This is a genomic window from Bradyrhizobium sp. NBAIM03, from assembly GCF_020194055.1.
Taxonomy (GTDB): Bacteria; Pseudomonadota; Alphaproteobacteria; order Rhizobiales; family Xanthobacteraceae; genus Bradyrhizobium; species Bradyrhizobium yuanmingense.
The window spans coordinates 169,543-188,234 of sequence record NZ_JADYVS010000013.1 but is presented as its reverse complement, the minus strand read 5'-3'; the positions used below and the strand labels follow the sequence as shown (position 1 = coordinate 188,234).

Here is an 18,692-nt window from a genome sequence, read left to right as displayed (position 1 = left end):
TTCAGAACGTCGCGGCCATTGCAGCGAGACGTTGATGGGCCCGTTCGCGGGCGGCATCGATCGGCGCTTGTGGTCCCGTGGTTGGACCGATCAGCACGAAGCGGACATTGCTGATCCCGATGAAGCGCAGGATCTCCCGTAAGTAGGGCGTTGCCATATCGATACGGCCGCGGTTCATGCCGGTGGCAAAATCGCTGCCGCTGGCGATGATCACCAGCGTCGGCCGGTCCTTGAGCAGCGGCAGATATCCCTGCGACGGATCGAACCGGAAGGTGAGACCGGGCTGGACGATGATGTCGAACCACTGCTTGAGCTTGTAGGGAAGGCCGAAGTTCCACATCGGGGTCGAGATCAGCACGCGATCGGCGAGCGAGAAGCGCAACGCCATTCGCTCGGCCTCGGCAAAGCTGTCGCGCTGCGCATCGGTGAAGACCTGAGCCTTCATGCGCGCGTATTTGGCCTCGACGATCGGACCTGTGAATTCCGGCATCCGTTCACGCCAGATGTCCACGACATCAATGTCCCAATCCGGCCGGGCCTGGCGGAAGCCATCGAGAAAGACCCGCGCGCCGGCTGTCGATTCGGCCTCGGCACGCGGCGAGCAGGACAAGTGCAGGAGCTTTGCCACAGCTCATCCCAGCGCTCGGATCACGGCGTCGGCCCTGGTCACGACCGCGACGTTCTGCATGGCGAAGTTGATCGAGGCATTGTGCCAGTCGGCATTCATGGTCGAGCAGCAATCCTCGGGCACGATCATGAAATAGCCCTTGTCAGCGCCGGTCCGCGCGGTGTGCTCGATCGACATGTTGGTCCAGGCGCCGGTATTGATGATCATGTCGCGGCCGGTCGCTTTCAGGATCGTCTCCAGCCGCGTGCCTTCCCAGGCGCTCATCCGCATCTTCTCGACCACGAAATCGCCGGGCCGTGGCTCGAGACCTGAAACGGGAGCCGCGCCCCAGCTTCCGCGCACCATCGCCTTGCTGTCGACGAGACCTTCGAACAGCGGAGCGTTCAGTGTGACGCCGGGCGCGCCGGGCTCGACCACGAACCAGACATGGATGATGGTGACGCCGCGGGCGCGGGCGGCTTCCGCCAGGCGCCGCACATTCTCCACGACATGCTGCTGCTTGGCGTGACCCGGCGCGCCCGACTCGGCGAAAGCCCCGCCGTCCATGATGACGTCGTTCTGGAGATCCTGAATGATCATGGCGCAGCGTTGCGGATCGAGGCGCATCTCGCCCTCGGTCAGAATAGGTGCGGCTGGCGATGAGCCCGGGCTTGTTCCGCCGCCAGCGCGCCTGCCGCTCATATAGGGCTCATGCCGCGGGCCGACCCGGGTCGGGATCGCATACACCGAGTGCGTCGAGGTGAGATAGAGCGTGCGGAAATCCGGCCCGCCCCAGGCGAGGTTGGCGACCAGCTCCGGCACGCGGACCTTGCCGAGCAGTTCGCCGCGCGGCGAATAGACCCAGACGCCGCCGGGCGCGGTGACCCAGACATTGCCGTGCTGATCGCACTTCATGCCGTCGGGCAGACCGAGCTCGAGCTCGGACTTGATGCCGCTCGCAAACACGCGCGCATTGGACAGCGAACCATCGCTGTTGACGTCGAACACGCGGATCAGGGCTTGCACGGTGTCGTTGACATAGAGCAGCCTCTCGTCCGGCGAGAAGCACAACCCGTTCGGCTGGTCGAACAGATTGCGCTCGACCACGAGCTTCGGCTCGCCGCCCGGCACGACGCGGTAGACGCCCTGGAAGCCGAGCTGGCGCGGCCGTTCGACGCCATAGACCGGCATGCGGCCATACCATGGATCGGAGAAATAGATCGCGCCGGATGAGTGCACGCAGACGTCGTTCGGGCTGTTGAGCTCCTGGCCGCCGAAATGCGAGGCCAGCACCTCGCGCCGTCCGTCCGGGCGTTCGCGGATCAGCGACGAGGTCGCGTGCTCGCAGACGATCAAATTGAGCTCGGCGTCATAGGTCATGCCGTTGCATTTGTTCGACGGGCGTTTGACCTCGACGACCCCGCGCCGCGCATCCCAGCGCCGCCGCACGTCGGCCGGCATGTCCGAGAACAGCAGATAATGATCGACCGGATGCCAGATCGGCCCTTCCGTGAAGTCGAAGCCGGTGCCGATCTGTGCGACCGGCGCATAGGGGTCGATCAGGGTTTCGAACTCGCTTCGCAACGTCACATGCGTCATCGGTCGATCCTCGACAACGTCAAGCCGGGAACCAGTTGCGCTCGGGCAGCGACTGCACGATCGGGCCAGGGACTTGATCGTGCAGACGCCCCACGACATTGCCGCCTTCGATCTTGGCGGGACGGTCGTGGACCGGGAGCAGGTAACGCGAGCTGCTCAGCAGCTTTTTGATCGCCGCCTTTTCCGCGCGCTTGGTGGTGCCATGGTTGCCGGTGGTACGCGGCTCCCAATCGTGGATCTCATGGAAGGGCGTGACGATCTGGTCGTTGAAGTCGTAGATCACGTCGCCGCAGATGGTGGCGATGCCGTCGGCGGTCTCGACGATGATGTTCATCGAGCCCTCGGTGTGCGCGTTGGCGGCGTCGCAATAGACGCCGGGCATCAGCTCGATCGGCCCGGTGATCTCGAGGTCCAGGAAGCGCAGTGCGCTCTTGGTATGCAGCCGGTCGATCAGGTGCTTGATGTCTGGCGCGGGATATTGCGGATGCATCAGGCCGGAGACGGAATATTCGAGCTCCTTGCGGTTGAGCACGACGGTCGTGTTCATCGGAAACAGGTCGTCCTTGCCGGCATGGTCGATATGCAAATGCGTGTGGCAGACGAAGCGAACGTCGCCCATGCGAACGCCGTGGCGCGCGAGCTGGTTCTCGATCATGTTCTCATGATACTGGAGCCCGCGCATGCCCAGCGTCTCCATGATCTGGTTGGAGCGATAGCCGGTGTCGACCACGACAGGATATTTGCCGCCGAGGATCAAAAAGCCGAGCGTGAGGACGCGGCGGGTGCGGCCGCAGTCGCGGCCGAGCACCAGGAAGCTCGATTCCAGCTCGATATCGCCGTAGTCCAGGATCTTGATCTCCAGCGCCATTCGTTTCCCTCCCGTCTCGTTTCTTGTCTGTCAAAGCCGATAGACGCGCGTCGCCGTCGTCCTGAAGATCGCATCCTGCTGCTCCGCACTGAACGGGGCGGCGGCGTCGCGAAAGGCTGCGACGAGCTCGCGATAACTGGTCCACAATTTCTCGATCGGAAAATTGGAGCCGAACAGGCAGCGCTCGGCGCCGAAGATCGCGACGGTATCAGTGAGCACGGCGGCGATATGCGCGGGATCGTTGCGATGGATGAAGGTGCCGAGCCCGGACAGTTTCGAGACCACGTTCGGACAACTCGCGAGCCGGGCCATCCCGGCGCGCCAGGCCGCCCGTCCAGCCGGCGAGAGATCCTCGAGCATGCCGGCATGCTGGAGGATGAAGGTCACGCCGGGACAGGATTCGGCCAGCTGCGCAGCATCCGGCATCTGCGGCGTGAACACCTGCAAATCGAAGCTCCAGCCGTAATCGGAAAGACGTGCGACATTGCGACGGATCGTCGGGTCGGTGCAGAGATCCGGACGCGCTGCGAAGCGATAGAGCGGGTTCTCGTGCCAATGCAGCTGCATGCGCACCCCGCGCAGTAGCGGATAACGATTGAGGCGGTCGAGCTGCGGACGGACGTCCTCGGCCGCGAAATTGGCGTAGGCAACGATGGCGTGCGGCCAGCCATGTTCGTCGGAGGTACGCTGTACCCACGCTGCTTCCTCCTCAAAATGCTCGGGCGCCCAATTGGTCTGCACATAGACGGAACGGGTGACGTCGCTGTCCTTGAGATCGTCGAGATATTCCTGGATCGGATAATCGCGCCGGATTGGCTCGTACGGTCCGAAGATGCGGGGCTGCATGGGACCGGTCAGCCAGGGCAGATCGGCCTGCCGCCAGATGTGATGATGGCCGTCGACAATCTTGCTCACGCAGCTCTCCTTCCCAGTGCCAGGACGTGGGCGACGATCGATGCGCTCGACCCGCCGTCCACGAGATCGTCGACGAAGCGTTCGATCGCGACCAGCGCTTCTGTCTGCGGACGGAACGCGGGGCCTGTCGCGAGCGGCGTCAGCCAGCTCAGGCGCCAGGCCCGCCGCGATAGTTTCGCGACAGCGTCGCGAAGGGCGTCCGGCTCTCCACGCTCGAGCCCGTCGGAGATGATGATCACAGCGGCGCCGCGGGCGTAGCCGCCGAACCGCGGGACCGCCAGGAACGCTTGCAGCGCGTCGCCGATCCGAGTGCCGCCGTCCCAGTCGCTGACCAGATGTGCCGCGGCGCTCAGCGCCTGCTCGCGCCGTTTCAGACGCAGTGCACGCGTGACACGGGTCAGCCGCGTGCCGAAGGTGAAGACCTCGACATTGGGCGCGGCCTGCACCAGCGCATGCGCAAGCTTCATATTCTCCTCGGTGCGGCTTTTCATCGAGCCGGAGACGTCGATCAGCAGCAACACCTTGCGCGGCCGTTGCCGCCGCTTCATGTGGCCGAGCCGCAGGATCTCGCCGTCGCTGCGGACAGAGTCGCGTAAGGTGCGGCGGAGGTCGGCAAAGGGGCCGCGGCGCGCCCGCATGCGGCGGTGCCCGCGCCGCCGCGGCAGGCGCCGCGGGGCCTCGCGTGCCAGGCGTCGGAGGGCATCGGTCGTGGATAGCTGCACGAAGCGGCGCTCGACCAGCACCTCAGTGCGCGATGCAGTCAGGCCGGATTCGTTGGCCTCGTCGGAGAGCAGGGGCTCCTCGTCGCCGCGACCTTCCTCCTGCAGACGGACGGTCTCGTCGTCCTCGCCGTCGTCGGCACGCTCGATCGCCTCGCTGCCGCGGAAATGCAGGTCGAACAGCCGATCGAAGGTGGCGCGGCGCTCGGGCGGAGGGGCGAGGGTGGCGAGCGCAGATTGCTTGATGTCCTCGAGCTTGCGCGGTCCGAGCAGCGCGATCGCGGCGAGGAACGCGGTGGTCTGCTCCGGCGCGACGGCGAAGCCGTTGGCGCGCAGCAGGGCGACGAAGGAAACAAAGGTGCGGGCAGCGCGCGGGAGCTGCGGCTCGTTTCTCATGCGGTCGCCTCCGCGAGCATGGCATCGATCCGCGGCGCGATGAAGTGCAGGTCCTCTTCGTCCTTCAGCGCCACGCCGATCGAGCGTTTGAAGGCATCAGGCCAGCGCGCGCCGCCCTTGTTGAGGAGGGTCGCGGCCTCGGCCCAGTCGACGGCTTCGGCGATGCCGGGGGCCTTGCTCAGCGGTTCACGCCGCAATCTCTCGACGGCCGCGACGACGGCGCGGGCCGTGGTTTCGGCGACGCTGGAGGCGCGCATCATGATGATGCGTGCCTCGCGCTCCGCCGTCGGATAATCGATCCAGTGATAGACGCAGCGGCGGCGCAAGGCTTCGTGCAGATCGCGGGTCCGGTTCGAGGTGAGCACGACCACCGGCCGCTCGGCCGCGCGGACCGTGCCGCGCTCGGGAATCGAGATCTGGAAGTCGGAGAGGAATTCGAGCAGGAAGGCCTCGAACTCCTGATCGGCGCGGTCGATTTCATCGATCAGGAGCACGGTGGAATCAGGTGCGCGCAGGGCCGCCAGCATCGGCCGCTCGATCAAGAACGTCTCGCCATAGATGTCGATGCTCTCGTCCCCGGCCTGACGGATCGCCAGCATCTGGCGTGGATAGTTCCACTCATAGAGCGCGGCAGAGGCGTCGATGCCCTCGTAGCATTGCAGGCGGATCAGGCGGCGGCCGAGCACGGCGGCGATGGCTTTGGCGGCCTCCGTCTTGCCGACGCCGGGCGCGCCTTCGAGCAGCAGCGGCTTGCCGAGCGCGAGGCCGAGATAGGCGGCGGTCGCGAGCCCTTCGTCGGCGAGATAATAGGCCGCCCGCAGCGCCCGCTCCAGCGCCTCCGGGCTGTCGATGCCGACGATGTTGCTGCGAACCGCCACGGCCGATCCTCTAACGCCGCGCCTGCGGCCGCGCGCCGCCTTGGGCCTTGATCGCGCGCAGCACTTTCTCGGGCGTGATCGGCAGGTCGTCGATCCGCACGCCGACCGCGTTGAAGATCGCATTCGCCACCGCGGGCAGCACCGGATTGGCGCACATCTCGCCAGGGCCTTTTCCCCCGAACGGACCGTCAGGGGCGGGGCGCTCCAGCACGGCGATATCATGCGGACAGATGTCGCCGGGACCGGGCATCAGATATTCGACGAAGTCGCGGGGCCCGTGGACAGGATCGGGATAGTACGGCTCCGGCGTCTCGTAGAGGGCGTGGCTGACGCCCATCCAAGCGCCGCCGACCAGCTGCTGCTCGACGAGGCGCGGATTGAGCGCACGGCCGAGCTCGTAAGCCGAGTCCATCCGGACCATCGCGACCTCGCCGGTCTCATCGTCCACCTCGACCTCGGCGACAAGGCAGGCATGGGCATAGCAGGTTGCCGGCGACATCTCGCCCGTTTCAGGGTCGACGTTGGAGAGCGGCACCAGGAAGATGCCTCGGCCGGAGATGGTCTTGCCCTGTTTGAACTGCGCGGCAATGGCCACGTCCTTTGTCGAGATCGAGCGGTGCGGCGCGCCTTTGACATGGATGTTGCCGCGCCCGTCGGTCTCGAGATCGGCGGCGTTGACCTCGAGCTCCTCGGCGGCGGCCTCCATCATCACGCCGCGCGCCTCGCGCGCCGCAGCCATCACGGCGTTGCCGACGCGATGGGTGCCGCGGGAGGCGAACGAGCCCATGCAATGCGGGCCGGTGTCGGAATCCGCGGTGTCGACATAGACGTCCTCGACCGGCACGCCGAGCGTCTCCGCGCAGATCTGCCGCGTCACCGATTTCATGCCCTGGCCGAGGTCGATCGACGACAGCGCTACGGTGAACTTGCCGCTGGGATTGGAATGCACCAGCGCCTGGCTCGGATCGCCGCCGAGATTCATGCCGATGGGATAATTGATCGACGCCATCCCGCGTCCGCGATGCCGGGTCATTTAGCGCCTCCTGGTGCCGAAGACGGAGGAGAAACGGGTGGCGCCGTGCGACGGCGCGGCCGGGCGCGGCGCGGGAGGAGGCGGCGCGGGAGGAGGCGGCGCGGGAGGAGGCGGCGCCGGCGGCGGTGGCTCGCGCGGTGGCTCCCGTGTCGCCGTCATCGGGGCGCGGTCATAGCTCGTTCGCTGCTGCGCAGGCGCAGCGGGCCGGCTGCGCGAATCCGTCGGTGTGGGCGGGATCACGGCGCGGCTGCCGCCGCCGTCCTTGCGCGAGGAGGCGCGCCTGAACTCGTCGCGGATTGGCCATTTGGCTTTTTCCGCCGCAACCTGGACGCACTCGATCAGAGCCGTGTTCTTGGCTTCGCGCCGGTGCGCCTTCATGTCGCCGTCGCGATAGGCGTTCAGGATCCGGAACTCCATCGGGTCCACGCCGACGAGGTTTGCGAGCTTGTCCATCTGACATTCGATGGCGAAGTCCATCGCAGTGACGCCGAAGCCGCGCATGGCGGTCGCCGGCGTGCGGTTGGTGAAGACGCAATAGACGTCGCCATAGACGTTCGGGATGGTGTAGGGGCCCGGCAGGTGCGCGGCGCATTTCACGGCGGCATAGCTCGACAGCCGCGTATAGGCGCCGCTGTCGAAATAGGCGCGGATCTTGCGGGCGACGATGCGGCCGTCGCGCATCACGCCGTCCTTGATGTAGATGCGCTCGGCGCCGCGCGGCGGGCCGTATTGCATCTCCTCCTCGCGACCGAACACGTAGCGCACCGGGCGCCCTGTCAGCATGGCGCCGAGGATCGCGAGCGGTTCGGTCAAGGTATCGACCTTGCCGCCAAAGCCGCCGCCGACCGTGCCGCCGATGAAGTGGAAGGTGTTGGAGGGCACGTCCAAAATCTTGGCGCAGGTGTCGACCGAGAAGAACAACGCCTGCGTCGAGGTGTAGACGATGTAGCGGCCGTTGGTGTCGGGTGCGGCGATGGCGCCGTTCGTCTCGGTCGGCGCGTGCTCGATCGGCGACATCTGGTAGCGCTGCTCGAGCACGTGGTCGGCGGCCGCGAGCGCCGCATCGGCATCGCCAAAGCGCAGGCGCTGGTGATCATAGACGTCGTGATAGATGAAGGCGTTCTTCGGATAGGTCTCGTTGACCACAGGGGCGCCGGGCTTCAGCGCGTCCTCGACGTCGAACACGGTCGGCAGCGGCTCGTAGTCGATCTTGATCTTTGCGATCGCCTCGAACGCCTCGCGCTCGCTGTCGGCGACGATGGCGAGAATCGGCTCGCCCTTGTAGCGGACCTTGTCGACCGCCAGCGACGGCTCGTCATCCTTGCCGAAGTTGATCAGGCTGAGCAGCGTGTTGAGATTGCGCGGCACGTCCGCGCCGCGGATGATCCGGCGCACGCCGGCCGAGCGCTCGGCCTCGGTGGTATCGATGCGGCGCAGCCTTGCATGGGCCTGGGTCGAACGCACGACCTTCAGGTGCAGCATGCCCTGCAGCTTGTGGTCGTTGAAATAGCTGGACGTGCCCGTGATGTGGCCGAGCATGTCCTGACGCTGCGTGCCCTTGCCGATCTCCTTGAGATTGTCGTCGCGCTCGTCGGCGAAGATGTCCTTGCGCAGTTCCAGCATGGTCTGACCTCAGGCGCTTGCCCGGCCGCCCGCGGCGGCGAGGATGGCATTGATGATCGGCTCGTAGCCGGTGCAGCGGCAGATATTGCCGGAAATCGCCTCGATCACGTCGGCGCGGCTTGGGGCGGGATTGCGGTCGAGCAGCGCCTTTGCGGCCATCAGCATGCCCGGCGTGCAATAGCCGCACTGGGCGGCGAAATTGTCGGCAAAGGCGCGCTGCAGCGGATGCAGGTTCGGGCCTTGCTTCATGCCGTCGAGCGTCTCGACCGAGCGGCCCGCGACCGTCTCGGCGAGCGTCAGGCAGGAGAGGTGAAGCTCGCCATCGATCAGCACGCTGCATGTGCCGCAGCCACCCTGGCCGCAGCCGAATTTCGGCGTCATGTCGCCGATCAGCTCGCGCAGCGCGACGAGCAGGTTGGTGCCGCCGTCGACGAAGATCGCGACGTCGCGGCCGTTGTGGCGAAACTGCAGAGGGATTTTTGTCATGGCGAGCTATTCCTGTCCCGACAGCAGGCGCCGCAGATGCACGCCGACGATCTCGCGGCGATACCAGGCGCTGCCGAGCGCGTTGTCTGAGGGCGATGTTCCTTCTGTGGCGGCAGAGGCCGCAGCTGCGATGGTCGCCGCATCCAGCGAGCGGCCCTCCAGCGCGCGCTCGGCGGCGCGAGCGCGGATCTGGGTCGGCGCCATCGAGCCTAGCGCAATCCGTGCACCCGCGATCCGTCCGCCGCTGACCGGCAGATGCGCGGCAAGCGTGATCACCGAGCCGCCCTTCGGCTTGATGCGCGCGATCTTGCGATATCGGAACGCCTCGCTGCTTGCCGGCCGCGTGCAGGACACCGACAGCACCAAAGTTCCGGCCTGACGCTCGCGCCCCTGCAGAAACTCCTCGATCGGAATATCGCGCGAGCCGAAGCCGCCTTGCACGGCGACCGTGGCATCCAGCGCCAGCAGCGCCACGGTGAAATCGCCGTAAGGGTTCGGCGCGAACAGATTGCCGCCGACCGTGCCCATGTTGCGCACGGCGGGACCGCCGATCGATCGGGCAGGCGCATGCAGGAAGGCGAGGTCGCGCTCGGCGAGCACGCGCGCGAAGGTGATTCCGGCACCGAGCGTGATGCGCGGACCGGACGCATCGATCCGGGTCAGCGCCTGGTCCTGCGCCCGGACGATCGTCGAGATCGAGACGTCGCCTTCGTTCAGCGCCCGCATCACCAGCGTGCCGCCGCCGAGATAGCGCGCGCTCCGGTCCGACGACAGCGCGCCAGCCGCCTCGCTCGCATTCGTAAAGGTCTTTACCGTCACGGCCATGGCTTAAGCGGCCTCCTTCAGATGGCGGCGGATCGCTTCGAATCCGGCCTGATAGATGTCTTCCGCGACCATGTGGGTGATGCGGTCCTTGTCCTCCGGCTTCGTCGTGAACCGCGATTCCCAGTGCCAGAAGGTGCGGTCACCGTCGGTCACCGGCAGCAGCCGGACATGCGCGACGTAGTTGAACATCGGGACCGGCGTATCGAGCAGGCAATAGCTGAAGGTCTGTTCCAGGTCGGACAGTGCCAGCAGCTGCTCTCGGAGCTCCGAGCCGTCATTCAGCTTGAACCGTCGCACGCAGCCGATCTTGTCGGCGGATTGCGCGCGTTCGATGGAGGAGGTCGCAACCGCCGGGTGCCAGCGGTCGTGCCCGTTGAAATCGCGCAGCACGTCCCACACCGCGTCCGTCGGTGCGTTCAGGATCGTGCTCTTGACGATATGCGGCACGGCTAGCCTCCGAACACGCGTTTCAGGGCGTCGAAACCGCCCTGAAACACGCCGCCGCCGATGTTGTTGACGAGCTCGGTTTCACGTTCCGGCGCGCAGTCGAATTCCGCGGTCCATTCCACAAAGGTCTGGTCGCCGTCGGTGACGGGCGTCAGGCGCAGGGTGGCGACGTAGTTCTCGACGCCCATCGGCGATTCCAGGATCGAGTAGGTGCAGAACATGTCGTAATCGGAGAGGCCGAGCAGCTTCTCGCGGATGCGGTCGCCGTTGCGCAGGCGGAAATCCCGGACACAGCCGATCTTGTCGGCGGGCTCGCCGCCCTCGATCCGGCTTTCGGCTATGGCCGGATGCCAGTTCGGCAGGCCATTGAAATCGCGCACCCGCGCCCAGACGCGGTCGTTGCGGGCGTTGACGACGGTGGAGACGTAGACGCGGGCCATTGCTTAAGACCTCAGCTCTTCTTCCGTGGCCCGCGCTCGGCGGGCGGCTCGCCGCCCTCAGTCGCAGGCGGAGCGGCGGCCGGCTTGTCACCACCGCCACCACCTCCGCCGCCGCCCTTGCGCGCGGCCTCCTTGATGCCCTGCATGTCACGGGCCTCGCGGATCAGTCCCGGCATCTTGGCCAGGCTGCCGCCTTCGACGCCGATGTCGGACAGGATGGAGTCGATCAGCGGCGCCTGGACGCGGTAGCGCAGCGCCGAGTCGATCACCTCGTCGGTGGCGCTGCGGCCGCCATTGCCGTTGCCGTGGCCGTTGCCGTTGAGGCCGTCGACCTGGAGGATGCGGATGCCTTCGATCTTCTCCATCGGCTTGACGCTCTCGCGCACGATGCCCTCGATGCGGTCGAGCAGCTTTCTGCGGAACAGCGAGTAGCGTGCCTGGTCGGTCAGCACGTTCTCGGCTTCGTTCAGCATGCGTTGCGCTTCGGCTTCGACCGCGGCGCGCACGCGCTCGGCTTCGGCGGCGATGCGGGTCTCTTCGGCCTGCTTCTCCGCCAGCAGAACCTCGACGGTCTTGCGCCGTTTGGCGATCTCGCTCTCGCGGGCGGTGACGACGCGCTCGGCGGCTTCGGTCGCCCGGATCCGCGCCTCCTCGGCGGCTGCGCGCGCGGCCGACTCCTCCAGCGACTTCTGATGGATGGCGATGGCCTTCTCCATCAGCACCGTCTCGACGTCCTTCTCACGATTGACCTCGAGCTTGCGCAGCTCGCGCTCGCGGCCGATGCGGGCCTCGTCGAGGCCGCGGTCGGAGGCGATGCGGGCACGCTCGACTTCCTCGCGCGCAGCAATCTCGGCCTCCTGGAGCGACTGGACGCGGGCGACCTCGAGCTGCTCGATGGCGCGGCGCCGCTCGATGCGGGCGGCCTCCAGCGCCTGCTCGCGCGAAACGTCGGTGGTCTCGACCTCCTTGCGCGCCACGATCTCGGCCTGCCGGACCTGGCGGTCGGCGTCGATCCGCTCGGACTTCTTGGTCGACAGCGCGATGACGCGGTCCTCGTCCGCGATCTCGATCGCCTTCTTCTGCTCGATGTTGAGCACTTCGCGCTTCTTGGAGGAATTGATGCGCTCGGCCTCGAGCGCCAGGTCGACCGTGATGCGCTGCCGCTCGATGGCGTCGCGCCGCTTCAGCTCGGCCGCCTCGAGGACGCCGGTCCGCTCGATTTCGAGCGCGCGCGTCTCCCGTTCGGCCTGGATGCGCTCGGCCGCAACCGCCTTTTCCTGGGCGATGCGGGCCGCCTCGATCGCCTCGCGCGAGGCGATGTCAGCTTCCTCGACGGCGCGGTTGCGGGCGATCTCCAGGGAGCGCACGCGCTCCTCCTGGGCGATGCGCGAGGCTTCCGTGGTCTCGCGCGCCGCAATGCCGGCGACATCGAGCGCCTGGTTGCGCTCGATCTCCAGCTGCCGCGTGCTCTGCTCGGCGGCGATGCGCTCGGCGGCGAGCGTCCGCTCTCGGGCGATGCGGGCGGCCTCGACCGCGCGCTGCGCTTCGATCTCGGCCTCCTGGATGGTCCGCACCTGCTGGATTTCCAGCGCGCGGGTGCGCTCGTCCGAGGAGATACGCTCGACATTGACGATCAGCGTCTGGGCGATGCGCGCCTTTTCGGTGGCCTCGCGTGCGGCAATCTCGGCCTCGTCGACCGCGCGCGTCCGCTCGATCTCGCGGCGCCGCGTCTCTTCCTCGTTGGCGATGCGGGCGTCGGTGACGACGCGGTCCTGCTGGATGCGGGCTTTCTCGATTGCCTCGCGCGCGGCGATCTCGGCTTCCTCGACTGTGCGCATCCGCTCGATCTCGCGCTGGCGGACTTCGCGTTCCGAAGCGATGCGTGTGGTATCGATCGAGCGCTGGTTGGCGATCCTTGTCTTCTCGATCTCCTCGCGCGCCAGCAGCTCCTTCTCCTCGATCGTGCGGGTCCGTTCGATCTCCTTCTGGCGGGTCTCGCGCTCGGAGGCGATGCGGGCCTCGGCGATCGCTTGCTCATTGGCGATGCGGGCGCGCTCGATGGCTTCGCGGGCGGAAATCTGTGCTTGTTCGGCCTCGGTCTCGCGCAGGGCCCGCTCGCGGGCGACTTCGGTGCGCTGAAGCGCGCGGCGCATCTCGATGTCGCGTTCCTGCTCCAGGCGTGCGGTCTCGCTCTCGCGCTCGATCTCCAGCGCCTGCCGCTCGGCTTCCAGGTTGCGGGAGCGGATCTTGATCATCGAATCCTGCTCGATGTCGTTGCGCAGCTTCCGCCTGGCCTCGATGTCCTCCATCAACCGCGTCAGGCCTTCGGCGTCGAAGCGGTTCGAAGGGTTGAAGAACTCGAGATCGGTCTGGTCGAGATCGGTGATCGCAACCGATTCCAGCTCGAGGCCGTTTTGGGCGAGAGCTTCCGCCGCTTCGGTCTTGACCCGCGCGACGTAGTCGCCGCGACGCTCGTGCATCTCCTCCATGGTCATCTCGGAAGCGACCGAGCGGATCGCGGAGATGAACTTGCCGGCGAGAAGCGCGTGGAGCTGCCCGGGTTCCAGGGTGCGGCGGCCGAGTGTCGCAGCGGCAATCGAGACGGCCTCCCGGGTCGGCTGCACGCGGACATAGAAGTCGGCCTCGATGTCGACGCGCATGCGGTCGCGGGTGATCACGGCATCCTGCTTCGAACGCACGATGCCCATCGGCAGCACGTTCATGTTGACGGGGGTGTAGTCGTGGATGAACGGCAGCACGAAGGCGCCGCCATTGATCACCACGCGTTCGCCGAGGAAGCCGGTGCGGACGAACGAGGTCTCCTTGGAGGAGCGGTGGTACAGCCAGTTCACGATATAGACGCCAACCACGATTACGATGATCGCGACGATCAGCCAGAGGATCAATTCACCGACCAACATCCCTGACATCTTTCCCTCCCTCGAACCAATCAGGCCTTATCGCGCGCCGATCGCCTTGAATTGCCGCACCTGTTCCGTCAGCGCCCGCTCCACCGGCAGCCGCTCCATCGAGGACGCCCCGTAGAAGCCGTGGCAATGACGGGTGTTCTTCATGATGAAATCGGCGTCCGCGGGATCGGCGATCGGGCCGCCATGCGCCAGCACCAGGATGTCCGGATTGACGCTGAGCGCGGCGCTGGCCCAGGTGTCGATCCGCGCCGGGCAGTCCTTGAGCCTCAAGGCGGTTTGCGCACCGATCGTGCCGCCGGTCGTCAGGCCCATGTGGCAGACGATGATGTCAGCGCCGGCGATCGCCATCGCCGCCGCTTCCTTCTCGCTGAACACGTAGGGCGTGGTCAGCATGTCCTTGTCGTGTGCCTTGGCGATCATGTCGATCTCGAGCGCGTAGGACATGCCGGTCTCTTCGAGATTGGCGCGGAAGGTACCGTCGATCAGGCCGACGGTCGGAAAGTTCTGGACGCCGGCAAACCCGAGCGCCTTCAGCTGGTCGAGAAAGACGTCCATGTCGCGGAAGGGATCGGTGCCGTTGACGCCCGCCAGCACCGGGGTCTGGCCGACCACGGGGAGCACTTCGTTCGCCATTTCCAGCACGATGGCGTTGGCATCGCCATACGCCATCAGGCCCGCGAGCGAGCCGCGCCCGGCCATGCGATAGCGGCCGGAATTGTAGATGACGATGAGGTCGACGCCGCCGGCTTCCTCGCATTTGGCTGAGAGCCCGGTGCCGGCGCCGCCGCCGACGATCGGCTCGCCGCGCCTTGCCATGTCGCGAAACTTTTTCAGCAGCGCCGCGCGTTCAAACCTGGCCATCGGTCACCTCGCGAGTCTCCGCCGCACACCGGTCCGCCCGAACAGGTTTCGGAACGCACTGACGATGGCGGCGGCGAAATCGGGATCGTTGATGTTCTTGGGGATGCGAATGAGCTGGCGGTTGCCGGTCTGCCGCACGGTCCGCTCCAATGTGCGGAACAGCGCGGCGTCGGCATCCGGATCCCAGAACGGCTGACCTCGCGCGTCGAGGGCCGAGACGCCGCCCTCGGGCAGGAAGAAACGCACCGGGCCATCCATCTGGTTGAGCCGCTCGCCGATCCAGCGGCCCATGCGCTCGTTCTCTTCCGCCGTCGTCCGCATCAACGTCACCTGTGGATTGTGGACGTGGAATTTGCGGCCGCGATAGCGTTCGGGAATGGTGTCAGGCGCGCCGAAATTGACCATGTCGAGTGCGCCGACCGAGCCGACATAGGGCAGGCGGCTGCGGATGATCGCGCCAAAGCGGTCCTCGGCGGCGGGAAATACGCCGCCCATCATGAGGTCACAGATCTCGGTCGTGGTGAGGTCGATGACGCCGGCGAGCTGACCGGATTCGACGAGCTTCTCCATGGACCGGCCGCCGATGCCGGTGGCGTGAAAGACCAGGCATTCGAAATCATCGCGCAGCTCGGCCGCGATCTTCTGCACGGCCGGCGTGGTAACGCCGAACATGGTGATGCCGATTGCGGGCAGCCCGCGGGCTTCGCGCGCCGTTGCGGCACGCGTGTCGAGCCGCGCCTTGACCATGCCGGCGAGCGCATTGGCCCCGTTGGCGAGCACCGCGCGCGAGATCGAGTTCAGCCCCTGCACGTCGGTGACGGAGTACATCATGGTGATGTCTGCCGGGCCGACATAGGGCCCGACATCGCCGGAGGCGACGGAGGAAATGATCAGCTTGGGCACGCCCACTGGGAGCGCGCGCATGCCCGGGGCGACCAGCGAGGCCGCGCCCGAGCCTCCGGCGGAGATCACGCCGGCGACATTGCCCTGGCGCCGCAGCCAATTCGCGAACGCATCGGCCATCGCGGTGACGGCGGCACCACGGTCGGTGCCGAACACGGCGGAGCCGCCGCGGCCGTGGTTCAGGGCGATCTCCTGCGCGGAGACATCGCAGGAGGAATGCTTGCCGCTGGTCGAGACGTCGACCAACCGCGTGCGCAGGCCGCTTTCGGCTATGATGTCGCGGATGTAGCGCAGCTCCTGGCCCTTGGTATCGAGCGTGCCGACGACCAGCACCACCGGCGGGCCCGAAGCCTGCGCCGGCACCGGTTCGTGCTTGCGCCGCGCCGTCTCGTCGAGCCGGGCGACCTGCGTCGAGAGCGTCCGCGCCGCGGCCTCGATGCGGGCGATCGGCACCGGTTGCGACCATCGCGTCGGCAGCGTCGGATTGGAGATGTAGATGCGTACAGGCCCGTCGCGCCGTGGCGCCGGCGCCGGCTTCGTTTCAGCGCCGGATGCGGCGATTTCGATATCCGGTTCGAGCTCCGCATGAAGCCCGACGCCGAGCAGGCGCTGCTGCAGCTCGCGATCGGCGGCAAGGCGCGCGGAGTCGATGATGCGGTTGATGCGGCCGTTGACCATGATCGCGACGTTGCGCGAGATCGCGGTGGCGACGCCGATGTTCTGCTCGATCACGAGCACGGACATGTCGCCGTCTTCGCCCAGCCGCAGCAGCATCTCCTCGACCTGCGCGACGATGACGGGAGCGAGGCCTTCGGTCGGCTCGTCCATGATGAGCAAATGCGGATTGGTGAGCAGCGCGCGCGAGATCGCCAGCATCTGCTGCTCGCCGCCGGAGAGCTGGCCGCCGCCGTGGCCCTTGCGCTCGGCGAGGCGCGGGAATGTGTCGTAGATGCGCTCGACGGTCCAGACGCCCGAACGCAGACCGCCGGCGAGCTGCAGATGCTCGTCGACGCTGAGCGAGCGCCAGAGGCGGCGTCCTTGCGGCACGTAGCCGACGCCGAGCCGGGCGATCTGGGCCGGCGGCCGCCGCGTGACATTCTCGCCGCGCACGCGGATCGAGCCGCCGCTCACGCCGACGAGCCCCATGATCGCCTTGCACAGCGTGGTCTTGCCCATGCCGTTGCGGCCGACGACTGAGAACACGCCGCTCTCCAACGTGAGATCGACGCCTTGCAGCGCATGCGAGTGGCCGTAATAGACGTCGAGGCCGCGAACCTCGAGCGCCGGATTGCTGCGGCGGATCTCATTCATGGCCGCCTCCGAGATAGAGCTCCTGCACTTCAGGGTCGGACTGGATCTCTTCCGGCAGGCCTTCCTTGAAGACGCGGCCGTTGTGCATCATCGTGACGCTCTCGACGACGCGCAGCGCAACGTCCATGTCGTGCTCTATGATGATGTAGCCGATATGCGCGGGCAGGGAGGTCAGGATCTCGATCAGCTCGGCCCGTTCCGTCGGCGACAGACCCGCGGCCGGCTCGTCGAACAGCACGAAGCGCGGCGCACCGGCGAGCGCGAGCGCGATCTCGAGCTGGCGCTGCTGGCCGTGCGCGAGCTCGCCCACGCGCTGGTCCTTCACGGCGGACAGATGCACGGCCTGGATCAGGTTGTCGGCCGCATGCATCAATGCATCATTCTGTCCCGGACGCAGAAACGAGAAGCGTCCGCGCGAGACGCCGCGGCAGGCGAGATAGACGTTGTCCTGCACGGTGAGGCCGGGGAACAGCGCCGAAATCTGGTAGGTGCGGCGCAACCCGCGGCGGATACGCTCATAGGGCGGGAAATGCGTCACGTCCTCGCCGAAGAAGCGGATGGTGCCGGAGGAGGGCGGGAAGTCGCCCGTGATGCAGTTGAACAACGTGGTCTTGCCGGCACCGTTGGAGCCGAGTACGGCGCGCCGCTCGCCCGGTCGCACGGTGATGGTGACGTCGGTCAGCGCTGCGAGCGCGCCGAACAGCCGCGTCACGCCGCGCAGCTCCAGCGCGGCGCCGGCACCGACGGCGGAGAGGCGTTGGGCGACGCTATCCATGGCCGCGCCCTCCACCGGAGCGGCTCGCCTCGCGCCGTTGATGCTGACGCCAGCGCTGCCAGAGGCCGATGACGCCGTCCGAGGACCAGAACACGATGGCGAGGAAGCCGAGCCCGATCAGCAGGCGGAAGCGGTTGCCGTCGAGTCCGAGTCGGACCAGGAAGTCGAGCGCGAAGGTGCGCAGCAGCACGAAGATCAGCGCGCCGATGAAGGGCCCGATCGGGCGCGTGATGCCGCCGACGACGGCGATGATCAGCACGTCGATGCAGGCGCCGACGCTGACCGAACCCGGCGAGATCTGGCGATAGTTCCAGACCTGGAGCACGCCGGCCAGCGCGGCGACGAAAGACGCGAAAGCATAGGCCGCGACGCGGTGCGCATTGACGTTGAAGCCGAGCGCCGCCATGCGCCGCGGATTGTCGCGCACACCCTGGAGCGCCAGGCCGAACGGCGCGCGCGAGAGGTATTCGACCGCGAAATAGCAGAGCGCGGCGACCGCCAGCACGATGTAATAGAAGGGAATGTCGGCGCGCCAGTTCACGCCCCAGAAGTGTGGCGTGGCCACGGTGTTGATGCCGGTATGACCGTTGAAGATCGCCCAGTTCTGGTTGGTGAAATAGTAGAAGGCCGCTCCGATCGCGAGCGTGATCATGATGGTGTAGATGCCTTCGGTGCGCACCGCGAGCGCGCCGCCGAGCGTGCCGAAGGCGGTCGCCAGCGCGAGCGCCATCGGCACCGCGAGCCACCACGGCCAGCCCAGGCTGATATTGGGGTTGCCGCTGACGCCGAACACCGCGACCATGTAGGCCGAGAAGCCCGCGATGGTGAGCTGCATCAGGCTGACCATGCCGCCATAGCCGGCAAGAAACATCAGGCTCAGCGCCACGGTGCCGAGGATCAGCGTGCTCGCGAATATCTCGATCAGAAAAAAGCTGCTCGCGATCAGCGGCATGATCAGGAGAATGGCCGCGACGGCCCAGGCAACGGGGTTGTTGATCTCCGGCCATGTCCGGGCGGGGGGCTGCGCCTTGGTGGCGCGGCCTACGGCAACTGGGGCATCGTGGGCGAGCGACATC

17 protein-coding genes are annotated in these 18,692 nt (G+C 66.9%); all 17 read right to left on the bottom strand.

The window, feature by feature from the left end; translation table 11 throughout:
• Position 1: 1 nt before the first annotated feature.
• The 17 genes from I6F21_RS20965 to I6F21_RS20885 are packed head-to-tail and all read right to left on the bottom strand — an operon-like array spanning position 2 to position 18,691.
• Positions 2–628, bottom strand: a complete 627-nt coding sequence (locus I6F21_RS20965; protein WP_036023751.1) for an NAD(P)H-dependent oxidoreductase — start codon at positions 626–628, stop codon at positions 2–4.
• Positions 629–631: 3 nt separating this feature from the next.
• Entirely contained in the window at positions 632–2,206 is a 1,575-nt protein-coding gene (locus I6F21_RS20960; RefSeq protein ID WP_225143112.1) for an isochorismatase family protein, read from the bottom strand.
• 19 nt (positions 2,207–2,225) lie between these two features.
• Positions 2,226–3,074, bottom strand: coding sequence for an MBL fold metallo-hydrolase (locus I6F21_RS20955; protein WP_036023756.1), 849 nt, complete (start codon positions 3,072–3,074; stop codon positions 2,226–2,228).
• A gap of 30 nt (positions 3,075–3,104) precedes the next feature.
• Positions 3,105–3,989 carry an amidohydrolase family protein gene (locus I6F21_RS20950; RefSeq protein WP_225143110.1) on the bottom strand — a complete coding sequence of 295 codons (885 nt, stop codon included), beginning with the start codon at positions 3,987–3,989 and terminating at the stop codon, positions 3,105–3,107.
• Positions 3,986–5,104 (bottom strand): VWA domain-containing protein, encoded by a 1,119-nt coding sequence (locus I6F21_RS20945; protein ID WP_225143108.1) that lies wholly within the window; start codon positions 5,102–5,104, stop codon positions 3,986–3,988. Before I6F21_RS20945 ends, I6F21_RS20950 begins: the two co-directional genes overlap by 4 nt.
• Complete coding sequence (locus tag I6F21_RS20940) at positions 5,101–5,982, bottom strand: MoxR family ATPase (RefSeq protein ID WP_225143106.1); 882 nt, start codon at positions 5,980–5,982, stop codon at positions 5,101–5,103. Before I6F21_RS20940 ends, I6F21_RS20945 begins: the two co-directional genes overlap by 4 nt.
• Before the next feature lie 10 nt (positions 5,983–5,992).
• Positions 5,993–7,015: a molybdopterin cofactor-binding domain-containing protein gene (locus tag I6F21_RS20935; protein WP_036013333.1), complete on the bottom strand. Its 1,023-nt coding sequence runs from the start codon at positions 7,013–7,015 to the stop codon at positions 5,993–5,995.
• Positions 7,016–8,638 (bottom strand): molybdopterin cofactor-binding domain-containing protein, encoded by a 1,623-nt coding sequence (locus I6F21_RS20930; protein WP_225143105.1) that lies wholly within the window; start codon positions 8,636–8,638, stop codon positions 7,016–7,018.
• Positions 8,639–8,647: 9 nt separating this feature from the next.
• On the bottom strand, positions 8,648–9,124 hold the full coding sequence (locus I6F21_RS20925; RefSeq protein WP_036023772.1) for a (2Fe-2S)-binding protein: 477 nt from the start codon (positions 9,122–9,124) through the stop codon (positions 8,648–8,650).
• A gap of 6 nt (positions 9,125–9,130) precedes the next feature.
• Positions 9,131–9,949 carry an FAD binding domain-containing protein gene (locus I6F21_RS20920; RefSeq protein ID WP_225143103.1) on the bottom strand — a complete coding sequence of 273 codons (819 nt, stop codon included), beginning with the start codon at positions 9,947–9,949 and terminating at the stop codon, positions 9,131–9,133.
• Positions 9,950–9,952: 3 nt separating this feature from the next.
• The gene (locus I6F21_RS20915) at positions 9,953–10,396 is read right to left on the bottom strand and encodes an SRPBCC family protein (RefSeq protein WP_225125945.1); all 444 of its coding nucleotides are present in this window, start codon (positions 10,394–10,396) and stop codon (positions 9,953–9,955) included.
• A 2-nt stretch (positions 10,397–10,398) separates the two neighbouring features.
• The gene (locus I6F21_RS20910; protein ID WP_194462973.1) at positions 10,399–10,836 is read right to left on the bottom strand and encodes an SRPBCC family protein; all 438 of its coding nucleotides are present in this window, start codon (positions 10,834–10,836) and stop codon (positions 10,399–10,401) included.
• An 11-nt stretch (positions 10,837–10,847) separates the two neighbouring features.
• Positions 10,848–13,766 carry a flotillin family protein gene (locus I6F21_RS20905; protein WP_225143101.1) on the bottom strand — a complete coding sequence of 973 codons (2,919 nt, stop codon included), beginning with the start codon at positions 13,764–13,766 and terminating at the stop codon, positions 10,848–10,850.
• A 27-nt stretch (positions 13,767–13,793) separates the two neighbouring features.
• Positions 13,794–14,627 (bottom strand): phosphoenolpyruvate hydrolase family protein, encoded by an 834-nt coding sequence (locus I6F21_RS20900; protein WP_225131401.1) that lies wholly within the window; start codon positions 14,625–14,627, stop codon positions 13,794–13,796.
• A 3-nt stretch (positions 14,628–14,630) separates the two neighbouring features.
• Positions 14,631–16,841, bottom strand: coding sequence for an ABC transporter permease (locus I6F21_RS20895; RefSeq protein WP_225143099.1), 2,211 nt, complete (start codon positions 16,839–16,841; stop codon positions 14,631–14,633).
• Positions 16,834–17,616 carry an ABC transporter ATP-binding protein gene (locus tag I6F21_RS20890; RefSeq protein ID WP_225143096.1) on the bottom strand — a complete coding sequence of 261 codons (783 nt, stop codon included), beginning with the start codon at positions 17,614–17,616 and terminating at the stop codon, positions 16,834–16,836. The genes I6F21_RS20895 and I6F21_RS20890 overlap by 8 nt, the downstream gene beginning before the upstream one ends.
• Positions 17,609–18,691 (bottom strand): branched-chain amino acid ABC transporter permease, encoded by a 1,083-nt coding sequence (locus I6F21_RS20885; RefSeq protein ID WP_225143094.1) that lies wholly within the window; start codon positions 18,689–18,691, stop codon positions 17,609–17,611. The genes I6F21_RS20890 and I6F21_RS20885 overlap by 8 nt, the downstream gene beginning before the upstream one ends.
• Between the last annotated feature and the right edge of the window lies 1 nt (position 18,692).

Coding starts and splice junctions, on each gene's coding strand:
- I6F21_RS20960 (WP_225143112.1), bottom strand. CDS start 2,206: ATGACGCATGTGACGTTGCGAAGCGAGTTCGAAACCCTGATCGACCCC.
- I6F21_RS20955 (WP_036023756.1), bottom strand. CDS start 3,074: ATGGCGCTGGAGATCAAGATCCTGGACTACGGCGATATCGAGCTGGAA.
- I6F21_RS20945 (WP_225143108.1), bottom strand. CDS start 5,104: ATGAGAAACGAGCCGCAGCTCCCGCGCGCTGCCCGCACCTTTGTTTCC.
- I6F21_RS20935 (WP_036013333.1), bottom strand. CDS start 7,015: ATGACCCGGCATCGCGGACGCGGGATGGCGTCGATCAATTATCCCATC.
- I6F21_RS20930 (WP_225143105.1), bottom strand. CDS start 8,638: ATGCTGGAACTGCGCAAGGACATCTTCGCCGACGAGCGCGACGACAAT.
- I6F21_RS20925 (WP_036023772.1), bottom strand. CDS start 9,124: ATGACAAAAATCCCTCTGCAGTTTCGCCACAACGGCCGCGACGTCGCG.
- I6F21_RS20920 (WP_225143103.1), bottom strand. CDS start 9,949: ATGGCCGTGACGGTAAAGACCTTTACGAATGCGAGCGAGGCGGCTGGC.
- I6F21_RS20910 (WP_194462973.1), bottom strand. CDS start 10,836: ATGGCCCGCGTCTACGTCTCCACCGTCGTCAACGCCCGCAACGACCGC.
- I6F21_RS20905 (WP_225143101.1), bottom strand. CDS start 13,766: ATGTCAGGGATGTTGGTCGGTGAATTGATCCTCTGGCTGATCGTCGCG.
- I6F21_RS20900 (WP_225131401.1), bottom strand. CDS start 14,627: ATGGCCAGGTTTGAACGCGCGGCGCTGCTGAAAAAGTTTCGCGACATG.
- I6F21_RS20895 (WP_225143099.1), bottom strand. CDS start 16,841: ATGAATGAGATCCGCCGCAGCAATCCGGCGCTCGAGGTTCGCGGCCTC.
- I6F21_RS20890 (WP_225143096.1), bottom strand. CDS start 17,616: ATGGATAGCGTCGCCCAACGCCTCTCCGCCGTCGGTGCCGGCGCCGCG.
- I6F21_RS20885 (WP_225143094.1), bottom strand. CDS start 18,691: ATGTCGCTCGCCCACGATGCCCCAGTTGCCGTAGGCCGCGCCACCAAG.